This is a genomic window from Limosilactobacillus sp., assembly GCF_022482365.1.
Classification (GTDB): Bacteria; Bacillota; Bacilli; order Lactobacillales; family Lactobacillaceae; genus Limosilactobacillus.
In genome coordinates this window covers 1,565,465-1,592,348 of the sequence record NZ_JAKVPE010000001.1, presented here as the reverse complement: position 1 = coordinate 1,592,348, position 26,884 = coordinate 1,565,465, and the positions used below count along the sequence as shown (strand labels likewise).

The following is a 26,884-nucleotide window of genomic DNA, read 5'->3' as shown; positions in this document are numbered from 1 at the left end:
ATAGCAAAAGCGGACCACTTGACGTGATCCGCTTTTATTATTCAGCTATTTTACAGTTCCCACGGGTTCTTGATGATGATCGTCTGGATCCGGTCAGCACCAACGGAAACGGTTGCCAGCGGCGTGTCGGACAGTTCGCTGACCCGCTTCAGATAGTTCTGCGCGTTGATCGGCAGGTCTTCAAACTTCTTTACACCGGTGATGTCTTCGTCCCAGCCCGGCAGCTCTTCGTAAACTGGTTCGCAGCGATCCAGTTCCTTCAGGCTGGCTGGGTAGTAGTCAATCTGCTTGCCGTCGAGCTTGTAGGAGGTGCAGATCTTGACGGTCTTCAAACCGGTCAGCACGTCCAACAGGTTCAGGCTGAGGCAGGAAAGGCCGGAAACCCGGCGTGCATGCCTCATGGCAACGCTGTCGAACCAGCCAACCCGGCGTGGCCGTCCGGTAACCGTCCCGTATTCGTGGCCAGTTTCCCGAATCCGGTCACCAATCTCGTCGGTCAGTTCGGTTGGGAATGGACCAGCACCAACCCGGGTGGAGTAGGCCTTGCAGATGCCGACAACCGTGTTGATCTTGTTCGGACCAACGCCGACACCGGTGCAGACACCCCCGGCGATTGGGTTCGAAGCAGTGACGTATGGGTAGGTCCCGTGGTCAACGTCCAGCATGACACCCTGAGCCCCTTCGAAGAGGACCTTCTTGCCCTGGTCTAAGGCGTCGTTGACGATCCGGGAAGTGTCGGTCACGTACTTCTTCAGTTCCTGACCATATTCATAGTAGCTTTCGAAAATGTCGTCGAAGTTGATTGGGTCAACGTGGTAGAGCTTGGTGAAGAGTTCGTTCTTCTCCGCCAGGTTCCGTTCCAGCTTAATCTTGAAGGTATCCTTTTCCAAGAGGTCGCACATCCGAATGCCGACCCGGGAAACCTTGTCCATGTAAGTTGGACCGATCCCGTTCTTGGTAGTTCCAACCTTGTGGTCACCCTTGGCCTCTTCCTGGCACTTGTCGAGCAGGATGTGGTAAGGGAAGGTAATGTGGGAACGGCTGGAGATCCGCAGACCGGAAATGTCGATACCGTTGTCCTGAAGGTAGTGCAGTTCCTTCAGCAGTGCCGGTGGGTTGATTACAACGCCGTTACCAATTACGGCCAGCTTGTCCTTGCCGAAAATCCCAGATGGGACCAGGCGCAGGGCAAACTTCTTACCATCAAAAGCAATCGTGTGGCCGGCGTTGTTCCCACCTTGGGAACGAACAACGACGTCCGCGTCTTGACTCAGGTAATCGGTCATTTTCCCCTTTCCTTCGTCGCCCCATTGACTACCAACAATAACAACTGATGACATTATCTTTTCACCTCATCGTTTATTTTCGTAAAAGACGTTTTTACTTCCCTATCCTACCGAAAAAGGGTTCCGCCGTCAATAGCTTTCCGAACGATTTTTTGGCCCATTTTTCAAATAGTACGACCTTTTTATTGACGATTGCGGGCAGAAAGCGCATAATAGCATCTGGTAATTTTATAATAAAAAGGAGCAATTCTTGTGCAAACGTTCGATTATGATGATATTCAGCTTGTCCCAAACAAGTGCATCATTAAGAGCCGGCGCGATGCCGACACCAGCGTTAAGTTTGGTCCCCGGACCTTCAAGATCCCGGTCGTCCCGGCCAACATGGAAAGTGTAATCAATGAGGACCTGGCCGGCTGGCTGGCCCAAAACGGCTACTACTATGTCATGCACCGTTTCCAACCCGCAGATCGGGCCGGCTTCGTGAAGCGGATGCACGACCGGAAGCTCTTTGCCTCCATCTCCGTGGGGATCAAGGACGCCGAATACGACTTCATCGACCAGCTAAAAGCCGAACATTTGGAACCAGAATACATCACGATTGATGTCGCCCACGGTCATTCGGATTTTGTCATCAAGATGATCCAGTACATCAAGAAGAATCTCCCCAACAGTTTCGTCACGGCCGGCAACGTTGCCACGCCGGAAGCGGTCCGGGACCTGGAAAACGCCGGCGCCGATGCTACCAAGGTCGGCGTGGGCCCCGGCAAGGCCTGCATCACCAAGCTGAAGACCGGCTTTGGGACCGGGGGCTGGCAGCTGGCCGCCATCCGGCTCTGCGCCAAGGCGGCCCGGAAGCCAATCATCGCCGACGGGGGGATCCGTCACAACGGCGACATCGCCAAGTCGGTGCGTTTCGGGGCCTCAATGGTCATGATCGGCTCCATGCTGGCCGGGCACCTCGAGTCGCCAGGCCACATCATCACGATTGACGGCAAGCGCTACAAGCAGTACTGGGGCTCGGCCTCCGAAGTCCAAAAGGGCGCCTACCGCAACGTCGAGGGGAAGCAAATGCTGGTTCCGTTCCGCGGCTCCATCAAGGACACGCTGCGGGAAATGCAGGAAGACCTCCAGTCATCGATCTCCTACGCCGGTGGTCGTGACCTCGAGTCAATTCGCAAGGTTGACTACGTGATCGTCAAGAACTCCATTTTGAATGGGGACTACTAAAATTTAACTTCAAAATTCAACACCCGTTGCAACGTTTCTGCTGCAACGGGTGTTTTTATATTATTCAAGAAATCGGTGACCTTCCAACGATAATTAGACTTACGGTTCAAATTCCTGATTGGATGGGATCACCATAATGTAGTTCAGGATCCGCTGGGCATAGGACTGGCGGCTTTCGTAGGTCTTGATGGCATCATTGAGGTCCGCCAGGTTGTCGGTGATGATGCCGTCAACGTGGTTGTACATCATCTGCTGCATCACGTCCGTGTCGTTGACGGTCCAGGCCGCCACCTGCTTGTGCTGGAGGTGCGCCAGGTTGATGAAGTCGTGGGTCAGGGTCGAATACTCCATCGAGTAGCCATCCGCTGCGGTGTTCGGGTAGGTAAAGTTGTAGGGCTGGATATAGAGCACGGTTAATTGCGGGTCCAGTTTCTTCAAGCCCTTTACCACACTGTAATCCAGGGACTGGACCTGATCGTGGTGCCGCAGGATGGTGGTCCCGTAGCGCCGGTCAAAGTTTTTTAGCATCCCTGAGGAATCGTGCGGGGTGGTTTTGACCTCGATCAGGAGCTTCTGGTGGAGCCGGTCTGCGGTCCGCAAATAGTCATCAAAGCTGGCAATCTTGGCCCGGTAGCCATTTTCGTGGGCCGTCAAGTGAGTCAGCTGCTTTAAGGTCAGCTGGTAGGGTGCCTTGTTGACTCCCGCCAGCTCCTTGAGATTTTCGTCGTGCATCACGACAAACTGGTGGTCCTTGGTCTCGTGGACGTCCATCTCAACGTAATCCGGGTGCAGTTGGTGCGTCTTTTTCAGCGCCGGGATCGTGTTTTGGACCCCGTTTTCCTCGGCCACCCCGCGGTGCGAAATGGTGACCGGCCGGCGCAGCTCCTCCGTCAGGTAGAGGCCGTTATTGAACAGGGTCACCAGGCTGACTAGGCTGACGGCAATCACCAGTGCCCGTTTGGTTCCACGTGAAACACGCCCTGGCCCCGGCTGGCTGGTAAAGGTTGCCACCGGACGAGTTAGGATGCCAATTGCCAGGACCCCGGTCCAAACCGAGAAAAATTCACTGAGCAATTGGACCAGCGAAAGGTTGAGGATCGCACTTGCCAGGGCTAATTTGCCAGGAAGCATGTCCAAAATCAGCTGAAAACCGACCATTACGCCGTAGCTGACCACCATCACGGCACCGGACAACAGGCCGATAATGATCAAGCGCAGCAATAACGGCCACCACCGGCCGCCACGGGTCAGGCGCCAGCTATTCGGCAGGGCCAATTTAGGACGCTGCTCCCGGTACACCATCAGCGGCAGGGCCAGGAGAAACCGAACGCCCAGGACAAGCATCACGGTGTAGAAGACGATCAGGATCGTCAGCAGGAGACTGCTGCGCGTCATGTAGTCGAGGATAAAGGCCGGGATCTGGACCTTGGATAGGAGTGGCGTCCGAAAGACCAGATCGGCAAAGGGAATCACCAGGACAAAGTAGCCTAGAAGAATCGCCAGCGAGGCAAAGCGCAGCTGACGCAGGGACCGACCACTTTCCAGCAACAGCTGGCGCACCCCGCCTTTTCCTTGGCGAATGTCGCGAACCCCCAGGAGAACGATCGCGAACTGCCAGTAAATCACCAGCAGCAGGGCCAGCAATTCCAGGAGCAGACAAACCACCACCAGCGGATGCTCGCTGACAATCGTCACCACGTTTTGATAGGAGACAAAGGGAATCTCCCCTTCCTGGAGGACAAAGGTGGTGATGAACCGAAAGACGGGGATCACCACCAGCTGAATTACCAGGTCAACGCTGACGAAGAGGGTCAGGTATTGCCACCAATTTTTGAGAAATTCCCGGCTGCCGGCCCGGATTTCATTGTAGATACTCTTCATAAAAAATCCGCTCTTCCTTCACTTAAGCTTCACTAACCATTATACTGAGCGAACCGGTAATTTCAGCCGTTAAAAGCAAAAAAATAGGGCGGTGAGAATTTTCTCAACCGCCGCTGTCTTTTTGGAGCCGAGCTGTCTTAGCCCTGCTTTTGCTTCATCATTTGTTGGAACTGATCGTTGGCCAGCAACTGATCCACGATGTCCAGAACCTGGGCACCGAAGACAAAGGATGGGCCGCCGCTCATTTCAGTGGCCACGCTGATAGCATCCTTAATCTCCTCACGGGAAGCACCAGCCATCAGGCACCCGGCCGTGTGCTGAACCATGCAGCCTTCGCACCGCATCGTGATGGCGATTGCCAGGGCCATCAATTCCTTTTCCTTGGAAGAACAGGCACCGGTGTTGTTGATCGCCCAGTACATCACGTCGAAGCCCTTGCCGGGACCAGGAATTTCTTCCTTGTACTTATCGTTGTCGTCTAAGTAGCCCATCAATTCCTTGGCATAATCTTTTTTAGCCATTATTAGTCCCCCTTCGTAAACGTATCAAAAGCATGCAGGGCGTGCATCCCGTATTCAAATGCCGGACCACCGCTCATCTCCAGGGCGGTTCCGACTGCATCCTTAACCTCGTCACGGGTTACCCCAGCGTCTATTGCCTGCTTAACTTCCCAGGCAATATATTCGTCGCTGCGCTCGTGAACCGCGATCGCTACCCGCATCAGCGCTGCCAGCTTCTTGTTCTGTGCCTCAGGCTGAGCAGTGCCAAATTCTTTTTGAAATTTTTGCCGGGCCGCCTGAACGTCCACAAGGGTCGCCTTAAAATCAACAAATGCCGTATTCGGCTCTCCCATAATCAACACCTCCTGATAACGCTTCCAGTCTAACATCAGCTTCATAATTATACAAATATATGCGCTTAGTAAAAAAGAGACGAGAATCTGTGTCGCTTCCCGTCCCTTCTTCACTTAATTTAGAATTCCACCGTATCTGGATCGGCACACTGCCCGCCCAGGTTTGGCAGCTGGCTGATCGTCTGCATGTCCTCATCGCTCAACTCAAAGTCAAAGAGTTGGGTGTTCTGCACCATCCGCTCCGGGTGAACCGACTTTGGCAGCGGGAGAACTCCCTGCTGGATGATCCAGCGCAGACTGATCTGGGCCGGTGTCTTATCGTACTTCTCCGCCAGCTTCAGCATCGTCGGGTTGGTCAGGACCTTGGCCCCCTGGCCACCGAGCGGGCCCCAAGCCTCAACCAGGATGTTGTGTGCCTGGAGATACTTAATCTCCTGGGTGTGCGGCCAGCCGGGGTGAATCTCGATCTGGTCAACCGCCGGCGCAACCTTGGCCGTCTCCATCAGGTCAATGACGTGGTGGGGCATGAAGTTGCTCAACCCAATTGCCCGCACCTTACCCTCGTGGTAGGCGTCTTCCATTGCCCGCCAGGTTTCGGCATTGATCTCAGCAGCCCGGTCACCGAACTGCTTCTGGTTGGCCGGCCAGTGGATCAGGTAGAGATCGAGGTAGTCCATCTGGAGCTTACGCAGCGTCTCGTCCAGGGCCTTCTTCGTGGTCGCATAACCCCGCTCGGTATTCCAGAGCTTGCTGGTGACGAAGAGCCGGTGCCGGTTAATGCCGGAATCCTTGATCCCCCGGCCGACCGCTTCTTCGTTGCCGTAAACGGCCGCCGTATCGATCAATCGGTAACCGACCTCGATTGCGTCGGCAACCGCCTGCTCGGCCACGTCAGCGGGGGTGCGGAAAGTCCCATAACCGACGCAGGGGATCGTGACCCCGTTGTTTAAGTGATAAAGTGAGTTAATATTTTTTAATTCAACCATTGTAATCGCCCCTTTTTATACTCCTAATTATACTGCTTAATAGTAAGCAGCTCCATCATTCCGTCCGCAACCGGCTGACATCCTGATTAACTCGCTTTTGCTGGCGAGCGGTGCGATAGTTTTTCCTGATCAATTGGTGGACCGTGAACTTTTTCTTTTTGAGCCGTGCCGCCCCATTGCTGGCATACTTCACCGTCACCGTGCGATTGGCTCGAACCTTAAAGAAGAACTGGGGACCGGCGTCTTCCACCAGGTAGCTGTATCCCTGGACGCCAGCGGGCACTTTATCGGCCGGCTGAACGTAACCATAGATCAACTGGCCGGACCGCGTCGCCTGGTTAACCCAGTCTGGATAAATGGCCAGGCCCACCAAAACGGCAATTTGTTGGTCCGTCAATTGGGCAACCTGGCTGCTAGCCTGAACGCTCCCTTCTTGCCAGTTTGTACTGGTCCAGTTTAACGGGCCGCTAACGCCAATTACCAGCGCCACCAGGACAATAAGGGGGATAGTTCTTCTTTTCATCGTTTTCTCCAATCAAAGTTTCCCAATAGTTTTAAGCCGAGAAAAACTCGATCGCATTAATTGTACAATTAACTAGGAATAACCACAATGGTCATGACTTTCGCTTCGCTTTATGCTATTTTATTAGCAACACAACAATAAGGAGGTTCCATATGCGTCCACGAATTGCAATTCCTGCTGATACCCTTACAGAGGCAACCAACATCATTAACGAGCGGAACGCCGCCTTTGCCCCACGCCCATTGATTGAAGCCGTCGTGAAGTCTGGTGGCTTGCCAATCATTTTACCGAGCGTCGATCCCCAGCTGGCTGTCAACTACCTCCCCCTTTTTGATGGAGTCATCTTTGCGGGTGGGGCAGACGTTGATCCGACATTCTTCAATGAAGAGCCTCACCTCAAGCTGGGAATGACGTATCGAAAACGGGACCTCTTTGAAATCGCCCTCGTCAAGGAAGCGTTGGATGCCGGCAAGGCGCTCATGGGTATTTGCCGGGGAATGCAGCTGATTAATATTGCGCTGGGTGGCTCCGTCTACCAGGATCTGTCCGAATACCCACACCCTACTTTGAAGCACTCCCAGGATGCCCCGGGTAATTTGCCGTCCCACCACGTTAGCGTCGCTGCGGATAGCCGGATTTTTAAGCTCATCGGTCAGCGGGCTTATGTCAATTCTCGCCATCACCAGGCGCTGCACAAGATTGCACCGAGTCTTCAAGTTACCGCCACGGCCGACGACCAAATTCCTGAAGCGGTCGAATCGATTGCCAATGACTGGGTCCTCGCGGTTCAGTGGCATCCAGAAAACATGTTTAAGCATTATCAGTATTCGCAAGCAATCTTCGCGGACCTAATCCAGCGAGCAAAAGAAAATAAATAACTAACAAGCCCCTTGCAGCTCTTAAGCTAGTTGCAAGGGGCCTGTCTTTTAATCAAGCTTACCGTAAGCGCCCACCGATCTCATCCAATTCCTGGCGCAGCTCATCGGCCGTATAGGTCTTGCCATCTTCAAAGCCTTTGAAGGGCTGGATCGTTTCGAGCGCCGCTTCCTGGTAGCGTTTTGCTCGCCGCAATGCATAAGCGGTCAGTGATCCATCCTTGACGTAATTAAGCAGCTTGGCACTTGGCGTGGTGGACGGCGTGATGATCCGATCTTCCAAATCCTCTAAAATTTCCGAATATTCCGGCCCTAGCTGGATCTGGTTAGCGTAGCGCTCCAAGCTCTTGATTACGGCCAGTGCCTTGGCCTGGTAGCGGCACGTGTCAGTCGGCAGCTCTTCAGCAACCTCCTCATTCATTCGATTGGCCGTCTCCAAGACATTTTCCACATCATCGTCCTTTAACGCCGGATGCATGATGAAATAGCTCGCTAACAAGCGAATAAAGCGCAGCGTTCCCGTGCGGACACCAACCGAGCTGCTCGGGTCCAGGTCCAACATCCGTAGCTCTAAATACTCAACTCCCTTTTGGGGCAATTCGGGCAGATTACGGGTTCCCTTAAAGCGCACCGAGTCGTGAAATTCATAGTCTGAGGTCAGGATGCCCTGCTTAACCCCATCCTCAATTCTGTCAACATAGCGCTGAACATTAGTATAGTCCCCAGAAAATTTGGTGCCGAAGCCATGGCTGCTTTGGCGAATGCTCCGAATGGGATGCGGTAATTCCTGTCCAGGTTCAAAATAATTTTCCTCGGCGATTGGACTTGCACCAAAGAGATAGGTAATAAACCAGCGATAGCGGACAAAGCCCTGGGCGAGCACAGTATAAAGGTGGTTGCGTACCGCCGTTTCATCTGGATACTGATCGTGACAGTTTTCCAGGACCAGCTGGATGACATGCTGGTCAATGCTGAGGTTAATATGGGCTCCACACGGCGTACCTTTCGAGTAACCATGCCGTTTGGTCCACTCCTTTAGGTAGGCCTCCTTCTTTGGTCCCATCTTGGCAAGCTGCAGCTGGGTCTTATCTTTTGGCAGCGCTGGCGGCATCGATAGTGGCCACAGCAGCTCACCCGGCGCCAGTGCCGAGCGCAAGGTATTGTTAATGACGTAGAGGTAGTGCATTGCATCCAGCGCGTGCTCGGCGGATGGGGTGACCATCTCAGACATTGTTTCTAAATAATCATTCGTCAGCCACGGATTCGTTTTCTCGTCACCAATACCAGCAGGATATGGTTCCTTGCTAATGTGGCCTGTTTCATCCACCCGTTGCATTTCAATCTCCAAGCCCATCGTAAAATCGGATGTCTTGGCAACTGCTTCACTATCAAAAATTAATTGACCAATCCTGCTAAACATTCTGCTTCCTCCTTTAATTAGAATTTTCTAATATTTCTAGTAATATACCGCGATGATCCAAAATATACCCTAAATTTCAAGAATAAGTTAGCCACTGGACTCAAATAAATAATACTGACCAATTGATTATTGGTTGATGGAGCTGTGATATCTCTTGGTAGAAGGCCTTACGATAGATATCCATTGACGAATGTCCATTAAACATAGCTCGTGGATAGTGATTCATCCAATCATTAGTCGCTATGATCTGAGCACTACTATAGTTATTTATAGCTTCACCTTTGGTAATCTCCTTGCGGAGAAACCGGTTATTGATCTCATTGGATCCACGTTCCCAAGGGGAATACGGATCAGCATAGAAAACATGATCGTGAACTTGTGTTAACTCACTAAATTCTGAACCGTTGTCAGAGGTTATTGTCTTAAAAATGCGATAGTAAGCATCTGTGCCCATTTTCTGGCGCAAATTTATAAAGAACTGATTTACTGCATGCGCAGTTTTACCAGCAATTTTACTCGTGATATTAACTCGTGAAAGGCGATCAGTCATTACTAGTACAACACTGTCATTACCGTTTTTCTGTCCCTGAACTGTATCCAGTTCCCAATGGCCAATTTCGGACCGTTGGTCCGCAGTTTGAGGTCGTTGAGCAATATTAGGCCCTAAGCACCTTTTAGCTTGCGGATGAGTTTGATGATGCTTACGTTTAGGTTTTTCAAAGAGGTCTAAATTGGACGTACGAAGCACACCCTCATTAATCCATTGATATAAAGTTACAACCGACTTTGGGATCAGGGTGCCATCATTCATTAAATCTCGAGCCTTATAAATAACCGCTTGTGGGGAGTAATGGTGGTCGTCAAACTCACCAAGCATTAGCTGATCAGCTAATCGTAAAAATTGCTTTGAAGAATAATATAAGCGACGACGACCAGAATGGCGGTGATGTTCAAGATATGTGGCCTGACCAGCTTCATAACTATAGATGTAGTAAGAATATTCGTAAATCTTACCATTAGATTTTTGACGACGAAGTTGGCGGACCGTACCACGGTTGAGCTCGTTATTAATTGTTTGATGATTAACTCCTAATTGGCGACCAATTGCGCGATTGGAAAGTCCTTGCGACTTTAAAGTCGCAATCATCACACGTTCTTCTTTAGTAAGATGAGCATTCTTTTTATGAGTAGTCAATAAAATAGTAGACATGGTATCATTTAAGTGCGTCATTTGACGGACATCCTTTCATATAGGTTTGGTTCACTTAATATGATACCTGATGTCACGCCGAATGGCGTTTTTTATTTACCACCAACTGGGTGGCTAACTTCATTCTATAATCTACCGATCCAAAATATACAAGAAAGAAAGCAAAATAAAAAACGCGCTACCAGTTACGGTAACGCGTTTTTACTAAGAAACAAATGGCTAAAGATTGATAGGTTGTAGTATGAGAGTCATTTGTGATTAATTAGTTGTCCATTTGTTCCTTAATGGCTGCCAATGAAACATCACCAGTGTGAGCGAACTTTACATCGGCATCCGTCAGCGTCGCCCCAAAGCCGATTGAGGTTTCGCCGGCACGGTTGATCGATTCGATCCCGGCCTGGGCGTCTTCCAACCCTGCGACCTGGTTGGCCGGCAGGTTCATCAGCTTAGCAGCCTCGCTGTAAATTTCAGGATCTGGCTTCCCGTGCGTCAGCTTGGCAGGGTCCACGATGGCTTCGAAGTAGTCGGTGATTTGCAGGTACTTCAAAACCTTCGGGGCGTTCTTGGAAGCGGAGGCCAGCACGATGTGGTAGCCACCCTGCTTCAGCTCATCCAGCAGGTTCTTCATCCCCGGCAGGATGTCTGCTGGCGTCAGAGTTTCGACCAGCTTGATGTAGTTGTCGTTCTTCTCGGTTGCCAGAGCGACCTTTTCATCCTGGCTGTAGTCGTTTTCGTGACCACCGGCCTTCAAGATCAGCTCGAGGGAGTCCATCCGGCTGACCCCCTTCAAGGAATCGGCCAGTTCAGGTGTCCATTCGGTGCCCACCTTGTCGGCGAGTTGGTGCCAGGCCTGACCGTGGAACCGCGCGGTGTCGGCGATGACCCCGTCAAGGTCGAAAGCAAAACCCTTCAGATCTTCAAACTTCATTCTCACTCTGCCTCCGTAATTACTTTAATTCGAGCTTCTTGCCGTCCAGGTCGATGGTGATTGGGTCACCGGAAACCAGTTCAATCTGGGTTCCGTTCTTGTCAACCTTGACCTTCAGGATGCGGCCACGGAACATTTGACGGAATTGGTAGGAGTCCCACTTCTTTGGCAGGAATGGTGCGTAGTGGAGCTGGCCGTCACGAACCCGCATGCCGGCAAACCCTTGCACGATGTCGAGCCATGAACCAGTCATGGAAGTGATGTGCAGACCGTCAACGGTATCGTTGTTGTAGTTGTCCAGGTCCAGCCGTGCGGAACGTTCGTACATTTCAACGGCCTTGTCTTCGTAGCCGAGGTCGGCAGCGATGATGGAGTAAACGGAAGCGGACAGACTAGATTCGTGAACCGTGTATTGTTCATAGAAGTCGAAGTTGTGCTTCTTTTGTTCCTGACTAAAGTCGTCGATGAAGTCCCAGAGACCCTGGATAACGTCACCCTGCTTAACGTATGGTGACCGCAGGATCTTATCCCATGACCAGTGCTGGTTGATTGGCAATTGGTCGCTTGGAATGTCGGCAACCGGCTTCAGATCCTTGTCCATGAAGCCATCGTTTTCTGGGAAGATGTCGCGTTCCTTGTCGTATGGCAGGTACATGTTGTCGACGATTGCTTGCCATTGCCGCTTTTCGTCTTCGGAAACGTTCAGCTTCTTGGCAACGTCACTGTCGACTTCTTGCAGAATCTGCAGGGTGTACTTCAACGTCCACTGGCACAGCAGGTTGGTGTACCAGTCGTTGTTAACGTTGTTGTCGTATTCGTCAGGACCGGTAACGCCGTGCAGCATGTACTTGTTCTTGCGTTGTGAGTAGTGAACCCGGTCGGCCCAGAAGCGAGAAATCTCGGTCAGTACTTCGGCCCCTTCGTGCAGAACGTAGGACTTGTCGCCGGTGTACTTCGTGTAGAGGTAGATGGCATAGGCAATGTCACCGTTCCGGTGGATTTCTTCAAAGGTGATTTCCCATTCGTTGTGGCATTCAATCCCGTTGAAGGTCACCATCGGGAAGAGGGCACCCTTTAAGCCCTGTTCCTTGGCGTTGACGAAGGCGCCATCAAGCTGCTTGTAACGGTACATCAGCAGGTTCCGGGAAATCTCTGGGTTGGCAACCCCCAGGTAAACTGGGATACAGTAAGCTTCGGTGTCCCAGTAAGTAGCACCACCGTACTTTTCACCAGTGAAGCCCTTTGGTGAAATGTTCAGACGGTAGTCCTTGCCGTAGTAGGTGGAGAAGAGCTGGAACAGGTTGAACCGAATCCCCTGTTGGGCCCCTTCGTCACCGGCAATTTCAACGTCGGACTTGTTCCAACGGTCGGCCCATTCGTCCACGTGGGCGCTGAGCAGCTCGTCAAAGCTTACGCCATCGAGCTTGGCACTTAATTCGTTCAGGTGCTTTTCGATTGCTTCTTCGGTGTCAAAGTCCCGGGAAGTAACCGTCAGGCTCCGCTTTTCAAAGTCGGCGCTGGCACCGGCAGCAACCGTGCCCGCAAAGGTGTTGTAGGCGTCCTTTTCGTCGGTGCCGTCACCGGTGTGGTCCAGGTCGGTCTTGGAAGTCGTCTGCATGCCAACAATGAATTGTGGCGTGCCGAAGTCGTTCTTCTTGGTCATAGAAGTCAGTTCGGCGTGGTCGCCCTGGGCGCTCTTGGCCAGAACGTTCCAGAACTGTTCGTCGTAGTTGGAATCTTCGTTGTAGACGTCGGCATCGATCATGCTGGTGATTTCAACCTTGGCGTCACTGTTGCCGCGGTTTTCGATGTGCAGGCGCTGGCCAACCAGTTCCTTTTGAACGGCGGAAACGAACCGCTCGAAGTGGAAGAACATCGTCGTCCCACCAATTTCAACGGTGAATTCACGGGTGAGGACACCGCGCTTCATATCAAGGTCGAGGTTGAAGTCCTTTGGTGTCTGCTTTGCCAGGTCCAACTGTTCTTCGTTGACCTTGATGACCAACTTCATGAAGTTAACGGCGTTGATCATCTTCCCGAAGTACTTCGGGTAACCGTTCTTCCACCAACCAACACGGGTCTTGTCAGGGAACCAAACACCACCGAGGTAGAGACCCTGCATGTGATCACCAGAGTAACCTTCTTCAAAGAAGCCCCGCATCCCCAGGTTTTCGTTGGCCAGGCTGGTCATTGATTCTTGGAGGCGCTTGTCTTCTGGATCCCAGGTTTTCGTAGCAACGTGCCATGGAGCGATATCAAATGTCCGTTTCATTGGATTCTCAATTCCTTTCGTAAAATAAGGGTGTATCAACTACGCCCTTATTATAAATCTAATATTCAACTATTAACTATTCAGCAAAGGTTTCCTTGATTCCGCCAACTGCTAAGGCACCGCAGGCAAGCACAATGGCTGCAACAAAGAACATGTTGACCTGGGAACCACCCATCATTGGGTAGAGGGCGAAACTCAACAGGGAAGCGATGATCTGTGGCAGACAAATCGTCCCGTTGAACAGACCCAGGTAAGTACCCATGTGCTTCCCGGAGAGGGCGTTGGTAACGATCGTCAGTGGGTAGGTGTTGATACCAGCCCAAGCAATCCCGACAAGGATGTAGGAGAAGATCAAAGCGTATTGTGAGTGAATGAAGGCGATTGAAATAAATCCGCAAGCACCTAAGAACAAACTACCAGCGTAGCCGACCTTGTGGTACTTGTTAGGAACCTTGGCCAGAACATAGGACCAAACAACGGCGGCAATGGACTGAACGGCGGCTAAAACACCGTACCAGTTACCGGCAGCCTGGTAACCAGCGGAGGAAGCGTTGGTCGTGTGCCAAACGTTCTGGGCAATAGCACCGGCAGAGTAAGTCCACAGGTACTGGAAGGCGAACCAGCAGAAGAGCTGAACCAGACCAACAGTCCAGAAGGCCTTTGGTGCGTGCTTCAGCAGTTCGATCCAGTTACCACCGGTCGTGTTATCCTCTTCGGAAATACCGTGGTACTTAGCGTAGGTTGCTGGATCGTATTCGTGAACCCGGGTAACCGTCAGGATGGTGGTCAGAACCAGGATGATGGCACCGAGGTAGAAGGCCCAGCGAACAGATTGTGGAACGACACCCTTGGCAGCCGTGTTGTGAAGACCGAACCAAGTTAAGATGAATGGGAAGATGGCAGCCAGAACAGAACCGATGTTGTTCAGCAGACTCTGAATCCCGTAAGCATAACTCTTCTGGTCATCGTTGACCATGTCCCCAACCATCATCTTGAATGGCTGCATGGCAACGTTTGATGACAGGTCCAAGAGGGCAACCGTGATGGCACCAAACCAGAGGGCAGCTAAGGAAGCATAACCAAAGCCGAAGCTCCCGGAGTTTGGCAGCAGGCACATCACGATAACAGCAACGGCAGCCCCCAACAGGAGGTAAGGCAACCGCCGACCGAGCTTTGGAATCCAAGTCCGGTCAGAGTAGTAACCAACGATTGGCTGAACGATTAACCCAGCCAGTGGTGGCAGGATGAAGAACCATCCCAGATTGTTCGGGTCAGCACCAATGGTTTGGAAGATCCGACTCATTTGTGAACTTTGCAAGGTGAATGCGGTCTGAACACCAAGGAATCCGAAGTTCATCATCCAGATTGTTGACTTCGGAAGTGTTGGCAGTCCAGCACCAGCAGTCTTTTCTTGACTCATTGACAAACAACTCCTTAATACAACAATAATTGCTCTCTTATGAAAACGACTTGTAAGCGCTTCATAAACTTTACGCATAATAATATACCAAAGTTTATTTGATTGCGCAACCGTTTGCGCAAAATTTGTGCAAACGGTTGCAACGATTTTTAAGAAAAAAGCCGCCGTGGCGGGCGCCAGGACGACTTAAAAAAATTTTAAACACGCTTAATTGTGGTAGCAATCCCCATGCCGCCCCCAACACAGAGGGAGGCCAGGCCCCACGTTTTCTTCGTATCAATTAATTCATGCACCAGGGTCACCAGGATCCGGGCGCCGGAACAGCCAACCGGGTGGCCCAGGGCAATCGCCCCGCCCCGCGGGTTAACCCGCTGCGGGTCTAATCCCAGCCAGTCCTGACAGACCAGGGCCTGGGTGGCGAAGGCCTCGTTGATCTCAAAGAGGTCGATATCTTCGGCCGTCATTCCGGTCGCCTTGAAAAGCTTCTTGATGGCGTAGTAAGGACCGAGTCCCATCACCGCGGGGTCAACCCCCACCAGGGAGGCCGCCTTCCACTCCGCCAGCGGGGTCAGGTGGTACTGTTCTACCGCACTCGCCGAAGCCAGGGCTACCGCCGCGGCACCGTCATTGATTCCCGAAGCGTTGCCGGCCGTCACCGATCCGTCCTGCTTAAAGGCAGGGCGCAGCTTGCTCAGGGCCGCCAGTGACGTGTCTGGTCGTGGGGCCTCATCACTGGTCACCACCCGGCTGCCGTGCCGATCCTCGACTGCGATCGGGGTGATCTCCGCATTGAAGTCGCCCCGCTCCTGGGCCGCGACGGCCTTTTGATGGCTAGCCAGCGCAAATTCGTCCTGCTGCTCCCGGCTGATCTGGTAACGCTCATTGATGTTTTCAGCCGTGATGCCCATCGGATAGCCGCCCCACACATCCTTGAGGGCGTCCTCCTGCATGGCGTCAACCAGGGTATCATCGCCGAAACCGTAACCGTGGCGAGCACGCTTGAGAATGTACGGGGCGTTGGTCATACTTTCCATCCCCCCGGCAATGACTACCCGGGCCTGGCCGGACTGGATCAGGCTAGCCGCTAGGTTAACGCTGGAAAGTCCGGAAGCACAAACGTCGTTGATGGTGATCGCCGGCACCTCCTTACCGAGCCCGGCCTCCATTGACGCTTGGCGGGCCGGGTTTTGGCCGCTTCCCGCCTGAATCACGTTGCCCATCAGGACCTGATCCACTTGGTCGGCAATAAGTCCGGCCTTGGCGACCACGTCCTTAATCACCGCGGCGCCAAGCTGAACCGCGCTGAGGGGTGCCAATTCCCCACTGAATTTACCAATCGGTGTCCGCTGGGCAGCGACAAGATAAACTTTTTCCATGAATTATTCCCCCAAAAATGAGACTTGACCAGATAAGTGTAGCGGTTTGCGTTTAATTTCGCAAATAAAGAAGGCGGGGCCCCGATCGAGCACCCACCTTTGGTTAGTCATAAATTTTAAAGTCCACGAGCTGGTGGTGCTTGCGAGAGTTGAACAGGAGTTCCACCGCCGCCTTGCCCAGCTGACGTGGCTGTAGGTCGATTCGCTCACTGCGTCTGAGCAGCATCCCCATCAGTCGGCTGTTATTAAAGCAGGCAACCGGCAGATCAAAGGCCTGGAGCTGGCGGTTCAACCGGCCAAAGAGAAGATCGTCATAACAGATAATCCCGTCGATTTCTGGATGTTTTTCAAGAAAGGTATCAATCCCCACCTGCTGGTTCTCCGACCAGGTGATCGCCGGCAGGTGACGTGCCTGCATGCACTGCCGGTAACCGGCCCGCCGGTCAACCTCGTAGGGCCAATTCGTTCCGGAATCCAAGAAAAGCGGCTGCTTGACTCCGTAGTGATCGATCAGATGGGCGGTCGCCGCAATCCCCGCGGCCACGTTGTCGTTATCGACGTAGCGGTCCGGATGACTGTCCGTCGGCCGACCAATCACTACGAAATTTAAGTTGTGGTCCCGCAGGTAGGCGGTCACCGGGTCGTTGATCATCGTGTAGAAGACCAGGAAGTTATGCACCTTGGATTGGGTGACCATCGACTTAACGCTCTCCAATAGTTCCGTCGTGTTGGGCGCAATCGCCACCACCATCTCGTAGTGGAGGGGCTTGAGTGCGCTGCTGATCCCCCGCATCAGATCGATGTGGAAAGGGTTGGCCGGGGCCGTGTCACCGGTCACCGGGAAAACGAGTCCCACCATGTTTGATTCACCACGCGTGAGGTTCTGGGCGTTGTAATTCGGCTGGTAGCCCAGCTTTGCCGCAACCCGTTTCACCTTGCGCCGCGTGGCCTGACTAATCCGTGGATTATCATTTAGGGCGCGGGAAGCAGTGGAGACTGAAACCTCCGCTTCTCGTGCAATGTCCTTAATGGTCGCCACGATTTTCACCTCTACCTTGAATTGAAATAAACTCATTCAATTCTAACAGGTAGAGCCCCATTTGGACAACTGGTCGTGGCTGCATAATATTCAACGCCTCGGCATAAAGCTTTAACTGGCCGCTATACTTCTGGATAATTTTCTTTTTATTTTTCTCTTCGGGCGCCGCCACGTGGTCGGTCTTGTAGTCCACCAGGATGATGCCCTGATCCGTGACCAGGTAGCCGTCGATGATCCCGTGAATCAGGACGGTGTCATCGTCTTCGGCCGCAATCTCACTGAAGGGTTCGTGACCGTTCATGATCATCGCAAAGGGCTCCTCCCGGTGGTAGTTTTCCGGATGATCCAGAATTTGCTTACCGACAGCGGTCCCAAAGAAGCCAACGATTCCCTCGCGGTCAATTTGGTCCGCCACTGCGGGGGTAATCAATCCTGCCTTAGTCAGGCGATCAATCTCTGCTTGAACGTCCGCGGCCGTCACCACCCCGCCCGTCAGTGGCAGCTTCTGAAAGACCAGGTGGGTCGCCGTCCCCACCTGAGTTGCTCGAGGCTTAGTGGTGTCCTGTTGGATAAAGTCGGGCACGGCAAAATCGGGATTAATGTAGATCCCCGTTTGCCGGCGCCGCGCCTTATTCGTACCTTGCTCATCGACTGCCGGCGTTGAGTAATCCGGCTGGCCCAGGCGCGGATCGTCGTCCTCGAAGACCCGCTTGACGTCGGTCACCGACTGGTAGGCCGTGGTGACCGTGGCGGCCTGGTGTGGATACTGGTAGGTCAGTGTCGCCGTGATATCCAGGGGGTGCTCACTACTCTGGGGCTGGTCGCTAGCGGACGGCGCCGGGGTTGGCGCGGACTCGTTCGCTGGCTGAGTGGCGTGGCGCAACTTTTCCAGGTCGGTTGCGGCAAAGCTGTGCACCCGAAACTGGGCGGTCGTTGGCGCAACCCGGCCGGAGCCAGCGAGACTGCTGTCATCCAGCTCGGTCGCACCCGTGGAAATTTGCTTAGCGGTAAAACCGTTGGTTGGGTTGGCGTAACGGGTCAGGGCCAAGCCAATCCAGTCCATAAACGACTGAGCGCCGATCCGGGGCTGCGGGCTCAAAACCTGGCCATTGCTCTGGAAGGCCTTTTGCCACCGCTGCCAGGAGCTAGTCAGGCTCTTATTTTTGAGCTCCTCATTGAAGGAACCGGTGATGTAAAGGCGCTGTTCCGCCCGGGTCAGGGCCACGTAGAGCACCCGCAGATCCTCGGCCCGTTCGCTGCGTTCGATCGTGTCCAGGGCGACCTGACGCTGGGGAGTATCGTAGACGACCCGGTCGGCGTCCATCCAGCGAATACCCATCCCCGCCTTGGCGTCGACGACCGCATTGACCCGCTTGATTCCGTTGTTAAAGCCGTGGGTGGCGTCAATCAGAAAGACGATCGGGAACTGGAGCCCCTTGCTACCGTGGATCGTCATCACGTTGACCGTGTTGGCGGTTAACTGCGTTGGGGCCACCCCCAGATCTTTGTCGTGCTCCTGCATCTTTTCGATGAAGCGGATGAACTGGTAAAGGCCCTTGAAACTGGTCTGCTCGTAGTCGTGGGCCCGCTGGTAGAGGGCGTGCAGGTTGGCCTGGCGCTGCTGGCCTCCGCGCATGGCACCCACGTAGTCCAGGTAGCCGGTCTCCTCATAGACCTGCCAGATCAAATCCACCAGGGTCTGCTGCCGGGACGTTTGACGAAACTCCTCAAGCTGGTGCAGGAAACGCGTCATTTTCTGATAAAGCTTCTTTTGATCCGCCGGGGCCAGCAACTGGTCGGCCTTTTTATACGGGCGCATTTTGTGATGGGCGGCATAGGTCGCCATAAAGGTCCGAAGAGCAGTATAGTAATCCGCCGCCCGGTTCTGCAGGCGGATGAAGGCCAGCTCCTGATTGTTCAGGCCGACAATTGGCGAGCGCAGGACCGCCACCAGTGGAATATCCTGGTGGGGATTGTCGATGATCTTCAGCAGGGACAGCATCACCCGGACCTCGGTGGCCTGGAAATAGCTCTCGACATCGTGAACGGTCAGCGGGATACCGAGCTTGCTAAATTCCTCCATCAGGGTGTTGTTATTGTTCTTGGTCCGCTCCAGCAGGACGATATCACCATATTGGATGTCACGCATCCGCTGGTGATCCGGATCGTAAATCTGCTGGTGTCCTTCGACCAGCTGCTGAATCTTGGCCCCCACCATTCGAAATTCACCAACCAGCTTGTCGTCTTCGTGGACGGCCGATTGGTCTTCCGGTTGGCTTTTGGCCTGTTTCTTTTGACTGGTAGCGTTGGCATCGTAGAGCAGGACCTCGACCGGCTGGGCCGCGTTTTGCGGATCATCATAGTAGTGGGCCGCGTACTTGAGCTCCGCGTCCTGATCATAGGCGATCTCCCCAACCTCCGGATCCATCAATTGGCCAAAGAGCAGGTTAGTAAAGTCGGTGACGTTTTTCATCGAGCGGAAATTTTCGCCCAGAACAATCGCCTCGTCCCCCGCCGACTGCCGGTAGCGGCGATACTTGCCGAGGAAGAGCGAGGGATCGGCCTCCCGGAAGCGGTAGATGGACTGTTTAACATCCCCCACCATGAAAAGATTGTGAGCCCCGGGCCGGGCCAGGTGCATCAGGATGCTTTCCTGCAGCTGATTGGTATCCTGGTACTCGTCGATCATGATCGCCTGGTAGTGCTGCTGGAGACTCTGTACCAGGGCCTGCCAGTCCGCGTCATCCTTGGCCGGGGTCAGAATCTGGTAGGCGTAGTGCTCCAGGTCACTGAACTCGAGGACGTGGCGATTAAGCTTGATCTGCTGGTACTGGTGAAGAAAATCCCGGGTAACCAGGCTGAGCTTCTTTAGCAGTGCCTGAGCATGGCCGGAAATGTCCCGCAGCTGCTGTTCGTCATAGGCAAAGAACTGCTCGGTGAGTTTGGCAAACTGCTTCTTGACCGTGTCCCGGCTGGCTTTGATCGCAGCGTGGTCCTGTTTGGAATCGGCCGCCGCCTTGGGCAGGCGGGGCATCGTCTCAAAGCGCAGGTTCTGAAAGGCTAGCCGCAGCGAGTTCCAGGTTATCGGTTCAAAGAGGTTAAGAACCAGCTGCAGCTGTCGTTGATCGGTGGTCAGGGTCTGCTGGGTCGTGGACAAGCCTGCCTCTTCAGCCCGGGCCGTCAATTCACCAAACCGGGTTTGAATCTCACTAACCCGGTCAACCAGCTGGTCAGCCGCCAGCGGTTCACCGAGGTAGTCCTTTACCAGACTCGTCCACTCCTTCTTCAGTGCAGTTCGTTGATCCTTCAGCTCGTTGTAAACCGCCAGCTGGTCGGCATCGTCCTTGGGCTTGCCGCGGAAGGCGCCAAACTGCACCTGCTGAAGGGCCACGGCGACATTGCCGGCCCGCTCGCCATTCAGGGAATCAATCAGCTGCTGAAAGGCGGCCCGATCAAGGCCCAGTGTTGTCGCATCCTTGTCCAGGCCGGTGTCCCGGGCGCGGCGAATCGCCTCATCGTCATCACGTTGAAACTGCTGCAAGTGTTCCACCAGCACCGGTTTCAACTGCTGCTGGTAAAACTTGGATTCCAGCAGGGCAGAATCACCGAGGTCATAGCTCTCCGGCAACTTTGCCAACCATTCTTCCGGCTGGGCCTGGGCATTGGCAACGTCATATAGGCGCAGAACCAGGTCGTCGAGTCCCTGGTCGTCCCGGTCACTGGAAAAGTTCAACACCAACTGACGAAACGAGGCCGTATCGTCACTGACCGCGTCCGCATCGGCGTAGAAACGCTCGCTGACTTCTTGCCAAACCTCCTCTTCCAACAGCAGCCGTTCGGTATCGTCGGTCAACAGGCGAAACTGCGGGTCAAGATCGATTAGGTAATAGTAGCGCTTGATGAGGCGCAGGCAAAAGGCGTGGATCGTGCTGATGTCAGCAGCGGCCAAGAGATTTAGCTGCTTAACCATTCGGTCCCGCAGTGCCTTGGGCTGACTAGGATCCTGGGCGATTTTCTGCAGGGCCTGGCGAATCTTGTCCCGCATGTTTTTAGCCGCCGCATCGGTAAAGGTTACCAGCAGCATCCGGTCAATGCTCTGCCCTTCCTTCAGCAATTTAATCACCCGGTTAACCAGGACGGCGGTCTTGCCGGATCCGGCCGAGGCCGAAACCAGGATGTTCTTGCCCCGGTCATCAATCGCCCGGGCCTGGGCAGCGGTGGGTTTAAATGTTGCCATTAGTGCTGGTCCCCCTTTTCATTTTCGTCTTTGTGGTCTTCAGCCGGGTGAGAAACGGCATCAAACTTTTCCTTGGCAATCCGGGCATCCAGGGCGTGGTAAAGGCCCTGGTCCAGCATGTTGTCAAATTGGTAAATGTCGAGATAGTCGGAATAATCCAGACCGGTCTGGCGGGTACTGCCGTCGATCAAGCGATACGGATTGAGCTTCAGCTGACCGCTGAGGATGGCCTGGCCGGCTTCAACAATCAGGCGGCGGTTATTGTCCTGCAGCCAGTGAAGCTGTTCCGGTGTTGCCAATAGGGCGCCCTTGCCCGGTTTCAGGTCCCGGCTGAGTGGGTAGACCAGATCCGCCTTGCCCTTTTCGGCCAGGTTGGCCAGCAGGTCGGGATCGTTTAGCAGAATTCCCTTGTACTTGTGAGCTTTCATCCGCAGCTCCGTCAACCGTTGTTTCACGTGTAACGGCGCTACGTTCGCCAGCTCGCTCGCCTTAATCGTTGGATTATTCAGGTGCAGGTAAAGCGCGCCGGCAAGGTCGGCCGACTCCAAGCCGAGTTTCTGGAGGTTGGCCGAAAGCCCGCTCAGGTAGGTCAAAAGCTGGAGGGAGATCCCGTAATAGGCCGCCGTGAGGTCAAAGGTGCGGTCTCCGGACTTGTAATCCACCACTGTCAGGTATTTAGCATCCCCGATGTCAATCTGGTCCACCCGGTCGATCCGGCCCCGCAGATGGATGTGGTTCCGGGAGTCGAGCGGGTAGTCAAGCGCCGCAAATTCCGCCTTGTCCTGACCGCCAATCCGACCGAACTGAACCTCGGTCGCCCGGGGAACAAAGTGAGCGCTGGCCGCCTGCTGACAGAGCGTCTTCAGCATCGTTTTGACAATCGTGGTAAGCTGCTGGTACTGGAAGCGCGCCTGGGCCGAGGCCCCCACCAGCCGCAGCAATTCTGGCTGAAGCTGGTCGGCAGCGTCCAGCGCCTGCCCGATAAAGCGATTCAGGGCGTCCTGGTGGTCAGCCCGGCTGAGATCCGCAAAACTAAGGTCAGATTGCCGAACCAGGTTAACGAAGACCTCCATCGCCCGGTGGAAGTAGGTCCCGATCCGGTCGGTGGACATCGCCAATTCGTCCCGCTTCTTCAACCGCAGACCGTACTTCAGGAAGTACTCGTACTGGTTGATGTAGAAATCCTGGAGCTGCGAAATTGAGGCGTAGAGGACCTGTTCATCGCTGTCTTCAGCCGTGTGCAAGTAGAGCACCTGCGCCATCTCGGTGCTAATGTTCTTTGTCTGGTTACGGTAGGCAAAGCCGCGGTGGATCACCGCGAAACGCTCCGCCAGGCCTTGATCCTGCTTAGCAAGCTGATTTAAGACTGCCGCAACTTGGCGCCAGCCACGCGGCAAGGTCGGCCGGTGCCCGCCTTGGATCCCCTGGTCATCATCGAGCTGACGCATCACCTGAATCAACTGGCTGGTAGTAGCCAGTGGCGTGCTGACAAAGCGCGTGGCGGACTGCTGACCGGCCGGACTGGTGACCAGCGGAACTGTATCAATCTGCATTTGGAAGTAGGTTGCAAGATCCCGGAGATACGGTGACATCTGCAGTTCCTTATCCTCGTTACCAAATTGCGGTGCGGAAAGGACCAACCGCTCCTGTGCCGACATGAAGCCCTGGTAGTGAAGAAACGGCTCGTCGGCCAACTGATCACTGCTGGTGGCGGGCAGGTACTGGTAGTCCTGGTCGAGGTACTGGCTTAGAATGTCCTTGTCGCTATCCGTCAGCAGGCCCTCGTCATCGTGAACCTCCGGCATAACGTCGTCCGTAGCCCCGATCACGAAGGCCAGGCGGTGGCCCTGACTTTGGACGATCCCGGTTTCCGAAACCACAACCTGGTCCAGGGTGGCGGGAATCTGGGAGTATTGAGCTGCGGCAAACCCGGCCTGGAGAAGGTCGTTGAAGTTCGTCAGCAATTCCTCGCGACTGTAGTCCCCCACCTGGGCATCACCGAGGATAGTCACGTATTCCTGCAGGATCTGACAGAAGGTTGCCCAGACCTGCTGCGGCTGGCGGGCAAGGTCGAGGTCGCCGGTCTGGTCGACCTGGTATTGCTGCCAATCGTGAAGGCGGTCGGTCACGCCGTTGTCCGCCAAGAATTGGTAGAGCTTGGTCGCCAATTCCCGACCGGTCTGGACCTGCTTCAAGTCATCGAAGAACGGGACCAGTGTCTGGCCCACAAAATTGCGAATCAGTTTCAGTTGGTCATTGACCCGTTTTTGGCGGGAATTTTGGTAGTTTGGCGCCGTCGTGTCGGTCCCCTTGACCTGCCACAATTCAGCAATCTCCTGCGGGTCCCGTGTCGTCCAGGCGTGCTTACCCTCAATTGCCTGCTTCAGGCACCAATTCTCGGTCGTAAACACCGCTTCGGTCAGCTGGGACTGGTCGACAGCCGGCGGCAAGAGCAGCCAGGTCTTGAGCAGCTGGATAATGTCGGCCGTCTTGTAGCCGTGAAGTGGGATCTTGAGCAGGGTCGCTAGCAACACGACCAGCGGGTGATTATCCATCCGCCGCTCGTGATCGTTAAAAAACGGAATCTGATGAGCATGAAAGACGGGGGCAATCATCGTCTGGTAGCCATCCAAGTGCCGACTGAGCACCAGGAAGTCCCGGTAGCGATAGCGGCCGGTGGCAACGAGCTGGTGGATCTGGGTCGCCACGTTCTCCAATTCGGCCAGCCGATTGGGAACCGATTGGACTTGGATGCTGTCGGCCACGGCGAGCGGGTGGCCAGCACTGAGGTCGATCGGCTCGGCGGCGTACCGACGGAAAAAGTGGTCAAACTCCTGCAGGTCCGCACTCACCCGCGGGCGCTGCGCATAAACCACGTTATCCAGCAGGCAAACCTCCTGCGGGTGGGACTGGGCAAACTTCCATAAGCGGTGGTACTGCATCGCCGAATTATAGAAAAGATCGTTTTTCCCCGGCAGTTCGGAAGGAGACGGGTGGCGCTGGTCGGGATAGCCCCGGTCCAGAGTCAGTGAAACGGTGGTCGTCGCGGCGTTGAGCACAATGGCATCAACGATCTGCTGCTCCCCGGCCGTGAACTGGGCAAAGCGATCGATGAAAAAGTGCATGTGATGGCTGGCCGGCTCCTGATAGAAGTACTGGGCCAGCTGCTGGTAGAGTTCATTATTTCCCAGGAAATGTTTCTGCAGGCGCTCCTCATAGGTGCGGTAGATCAGGGCCACGTCATGCATCTTGGCCAGCCAGGCGGGGTTGGCCTTGATTGCCGGATCTGCCCCGGCCCGCTGGACAATCGTGGCAAAATCATCCGCCGTAATGTTGGCGGCCTGCAGTTCTTCCAACTGGTCCGTCAGCTTTTGGACAAAGCCGGCCTGACGAATTTCGCTGGCGTAAAGGCTCAGTTCGTCCCGGTGCTCCTGCAGAATCTTGGTCGTCAACATCGCCATACCGACCTTGGACAGGCGGGTGCGGCGAAAAAGCGGCGTGTCGCGGAGGAGGTACCAGGCCAGCCGACTGAAGGACAGAACCTGGACCCGATTGGCCGCAAACCGTTCCTGGTCCGTTTTCCCCTGGCGTGCGCGCAACCCCTCCAAGACGTGGATTTCGGTTTCAAATTTAATGTGGTTCGGCACAATATAGAAAAAAGTATCCTCTGCCGGTGCGATCCGCAATTGATCAACCAGCTGATCGATCAAGACCTGCTGGTGATCAACGGCTGCCGTTCCCAAAACAAATCCTAGGCTCCCCATTTCGTCGCGTCCTTTCACTGGTGATTGATAGTCTAATTCTACCATACGAACACATGTTCTAGCAATCGAACAAAAAAAGCTGGAGCATTCTCTCCAGCCTTATAAAATCGGTGACAACAGTCGCGAAAAGCGCTGCTTAAAGTGCAGCCAGCGCGACTGCTGGTCAAAGCGTTCGCTCGTCATCACTCGGCAGTCTCGGATGTCGTTGACAAAGATCTGTTCGAGCTGGTCGGTAGTCACGGCGTCATAGATGAAGGTGTTGATTTCGAAGTTAAGCTTGAAGCTGCGAATGTCCATGTTGGCCGAACCGACGGAAGCCATCCGGCCGTCTACCGTCATCGTCTTCGCATGCAGGAAGCCGTTCTGGTAGGTATAGATGGTCACCCCTTCCCCCGCCAGGGCATGCGCGTAGTACTGCGTGGCCCGGTAAACAAAGGGGTGGTCCGGCTTGCAGGGAATCATGATCCGAACATCAACGCCGGAATGGGCGGCGACCCGCAAGGCATCAAGGACGCTGTCGTCCGGGATCAGGTAGGGTGTCTGAATCCAGATGTGGTCCTGGGCGGCATTGATTAGCCGCAGGTAGCCCAACTTGATCTTTTCCATTTCCGACTCAGGTCCGTTGGTAACTACCTGCAGGGCTGTGCTGCCGTGGCGCACCTTGATCTCCGGAAAGTAGCTGCGGTAGTGTTCCAGCTTTTCTTCCGGTTTGGCAGCCGAGGCGTTCCAGTCGCTGATGAACCGCCGCTGCAGGCCATAAACCCCGCCACCAACGATGCGCAGGTGGGTATCACGCCAGTTGCCAAACTTCTCAAAACGCCCCAGGTACTGGTCACCAACGTTGAATCCACCGACGTAGCCAATTTTGCCATCCAGCACCACGATTTTCCGGTGATCCCGGTAGTTCAGCCGAAAGTCAAAGAGGTTGCTGCGCGATAATAGGAACGGCTCCGCAAAGCCGCCCTGTTCCCGCAGGCCGTCATAGAAGCTCGGGTGGACCCCCATTGACCCCCAGGAATCGTACAGCACCCGAACCTCGACGCCTTCGCTGGCCTTTCGCTCCAAAAGGGTCCGCAATTGGTTGCCGATCCGGTCGTTGTAAATGGAGTAGAACTCGATGTGGATACTCTTCGTGGCGGCGGCGATTTCGTCAAACATCCGGTGAAAAAGATCGTTCCCCGTCGTGAAAATCTCGACGTGGTTATGACGACTCAGGAACGAATCATCAATGTTTTGAAAGAGCATGATCGTTCGCCGGTAGATCTGGGTGACCTGGTGACGCGGCTTGGGCATATTGATAAATTGCTGCTTTTGGCGGTCAATCGCCTCCTGCAGCTTCAGCTGGGTCTGCGTCTTCATCAAATTCAGCCGCCGGTGGGGCAGCTTTCGACCGAGGAAGGCGTAAAGGATAAAGCCCAGCACCGGGATCAGGGTCAGCACCAACAGCCAGGCCCAAGTGGCGGCAATGTCTCGTTTTTCACGAAAGACGGTATAGATTGCCAAAACCTCGTTTAGGACGATGATTAATAGCAAGATCCAGCGCACAATCGCCCAGGTTAACGCCATCGCAGTCCCCTCCTTTTCCAG

18 protein-coding genes are annotated in these 26,884 nt (G+C 54.3%); 2 read left to right on the top strand and 16 right to left on the bottom strand.

The genetic code is table 11. The annotated features are described in order from the left end of the window. Window positions 1–50 precede the first annotated feature (50 nt). Entirely contained in the window at window positions 51–1,340 is a 1,290-nt protein-coding gene (locus LKE23_RS07460; protein WP_291976734.1) for an adenylosuccinate synthase, read from the bottom strand. A 198-nt stretch (window positions 1,341–1,538) separates the two neighbouring features. Between LKE23_RS07460 and LKE23_RS07455 the strand changes: the two genes are divergently transcribed. Further along, a complete protein-coding gene (locus LKE23_RS07455) occupies window positions 1,539–2,513 on the top strand; it encodes a GMP reductase (RefSeq protein WP_291976733.1) in 975 nt (324 codons plus the stop codon). A gap of 99 nt (window positions 2,514–2,612) precedes the next feature. Here LKE23_RS07455 and LKE23_RS07450 read toward each other — a convergent pair whose 3' ends face one another. From LKE23_RS07450 to LKE23_RS07430, 5 genes are all read right to left on the bottom strand, one after another. After that, window positions 2,613–4,394 (bottom strand): glycerophosphodiester phosphodiesterase, encoded by a 1,782-nt coding sequence (locus LKE23_RS07450; RefSeq protein WP_291976732.1) that lies wholly within the window; start codon window positions 4,392–4,394, stop codon window positions 2,613–2,615. Between the two features lie 137 nt (window positions 4,395–4,531). Continuing rightward, window positions 4,532–4,915: a carboxymuconolactone decarboxylase family protein gene (locus LKE23_RS07445; protein WP_291976731.1), complete on the bottom strand. Its 384-nt coding sequence runs from the start codon at window positions 4,913–4,915 to the stop codon at window positions 4,532–4,534. Window positions 4,916–4,917: 2 nt separating this feature from the next. Beyond that, window positions 4,918–5,247 carry a carboxymuconolactone decarboxylase family protein gene (locus tag LKE23_RS07440; RefSeq protein WP_291976730.1) on the bottom strand — a complete coding sequence of 110 codons (330 nt, stop codon included), beginning with the start codon at window positions 5,245–5,247 and terminating at the stop codon, window positions 4,918–4,920. Window positions 5,248–5,366: 119 nt separating this feature from the next. Then, a complete protein-coding gene (locus LKE23_RS07435; protein ID WP_291976729.1) occupies window positions 5,367–6,233 on the bottom strand; it encodes an aldo/keto reductase in 867 nt (288 codons plus the stop codon). A gap of 55 nt (window positions 6,234–6,288) precedes the next feature. Then, window positions 6,289–6,756, bottom strand: coding sequence for an Lreu_0056 family protein (locus LKE23_RS07430; RefSeq protein WP_291976728.1), 468 nt, complete (start codon window positions 6,754–6,756; stop codon window positions 6,289–6,291). A 152-nt stretch (window positions 6,757–6,908) separates the two neighbouring features. Here LKE23_RS07430 and LKE23_RS07425 point away from each other — a divergent pair, with 152 nt between their 5' ends. Further along, window positions 6,909–7,634 (top strand): gamma-glutamyl-gamma-aminobutyrate hydrolase family protein, encoded by a 726-nt coding sequence (locus LKE23_RS07425; RefSeq protein ID WP_291976727.1) that lies wholly within the window; start codon window positions 6,909–6,911, stop codon window positions 7,632–7,634. Between the two features lie 58 nt (window positions 7,635–7,692). On the opposite strand, the gene LKE23_RS07420 is transcribed toward LKE23_RS07425, so the two are convergent. The 10 genes from LKE23_RS07420 to cls form a co-directional block, all read right to left on the bottom strand. Further along, a complete protein-coding gene (locus LKE23_RS07420; RefSeq protein WP_291976726.1) occupies window positions 7,693–9,051 on the bottom strand; it encodes a glutamate--cysteine ligase in 1,359 nt (452 codons plus the stop codon). A 100-nt stretch (window positions 9,052–9,151) separates the two neighbouring features. Then, window positions 9,152–10,282, bottom strand: a complete 1,131-nt coding sequence (locus tag LKE23_RS07415; protein ID WP_291976173.1) for an IS30 family transposase — start codon at window positions 10,280–10,282, stop codon at window positions 9,152–9,154. 241 nt (window positions 10,283–10,523) lie between these two features. Further along, window positions 10,524–11,189 carry a beta-phosphoglucomutase gene (pgmB, locus tag LKE23_RS07410; protein ID WP_291976725.1) on the bottom strand — a complete coding sequence of 222 codons (666 nt, stop codon included), beginning with the start codon at window positions 11,187–11,189 and terminating at the stop codon, window positions 10,524–10,526. A 19-nt stretch (window positions 11,190–11,208) separates the two neighbouring features. Beyond that, entirely contained in the window at window positions 11,209–13,461 is a 2,253-nt protein-coding gene (locus LKE23_RS07405) for a glycoside hydrolase family 65 protein (protein ID WP_291976724.1), read from the bottom strand. Between the two features lie 76 nt (window positions 13,462–13,537). Continuing rightward, entirely contained in the window at window positions 13,538–14,881 is a 1,344-nt protein-coding gene (locus tag LKE23_RS07400; protein ID WP_291976723.1) for an SLC45 family MFS transporter, read from the bottom strand. Window positions 14,882–15,078: 197 nt separating this feature from the next. Continuing rightward, window positions 15,079–16,257 (bottom strand): thiolase family protein, encoded by a 1,179-nt coding sequence (locus tag LKE23_RS07395; protein ID WP_291976722.1) that lies wholly within the window; start codon window positions 16,255–16,257, stop codon window positions 15,079–15,081. 103 nt (window positions 16,258–16,360) lie between these two features. Further along, entirely contained in the window at window positions 16,361–17,296 is a 936-nt protein-coding gene (locus LKE23_RS07390; RefSeq protein ID WP_291976721.1) for a LacI family DNA-binding transcriptional regulator, read from the bottom strand. Beyond that, window positions 17,283–21,533, bottom strand: coding sequence for a helicase-exonuclease AddAB subunit AddA (gene addA / locus LKE23_RS07385; protein WP_291976720.1), 4,251 nt, complete (start codon window positions 21,531–21,533; stop codon window positions 17,283–17,285). Before addA ends, LKE23_RS07390 begins: the two co-directional genes overlap by 14 nt. Next, window positions 21,533–25,297: a PD-(D/E)XK nuclease family protein gene (locus LKE23_RS07380; RefSeq protein ID WP_291976719.1), complete on the bottom strand. Its 3,765-nt coding sequence runs from the start codon at window positions 25,295–25,297 to the stop codon at window positions 21,533–21,535. Before LKE23_RS07380 ends, addA begins: the two co-directional genes overlap by 1 nt. A gap of 99 nt (window positions 25,298–25,396) precedes the next feature. Beyond that, window positions 25,397–26,863, bottom strand: coding sequence for a cardiolipin synthase (cls, locus tag LKE23_RS07375; RefSeq protein ID WP_291976718.1), 1,467 nt, complete (start codon window positions 26,861–26,863; stop codon window positions 25,397–25,399). Window positions 26,864–26,884: the final 21 nt, after the last annotated feature.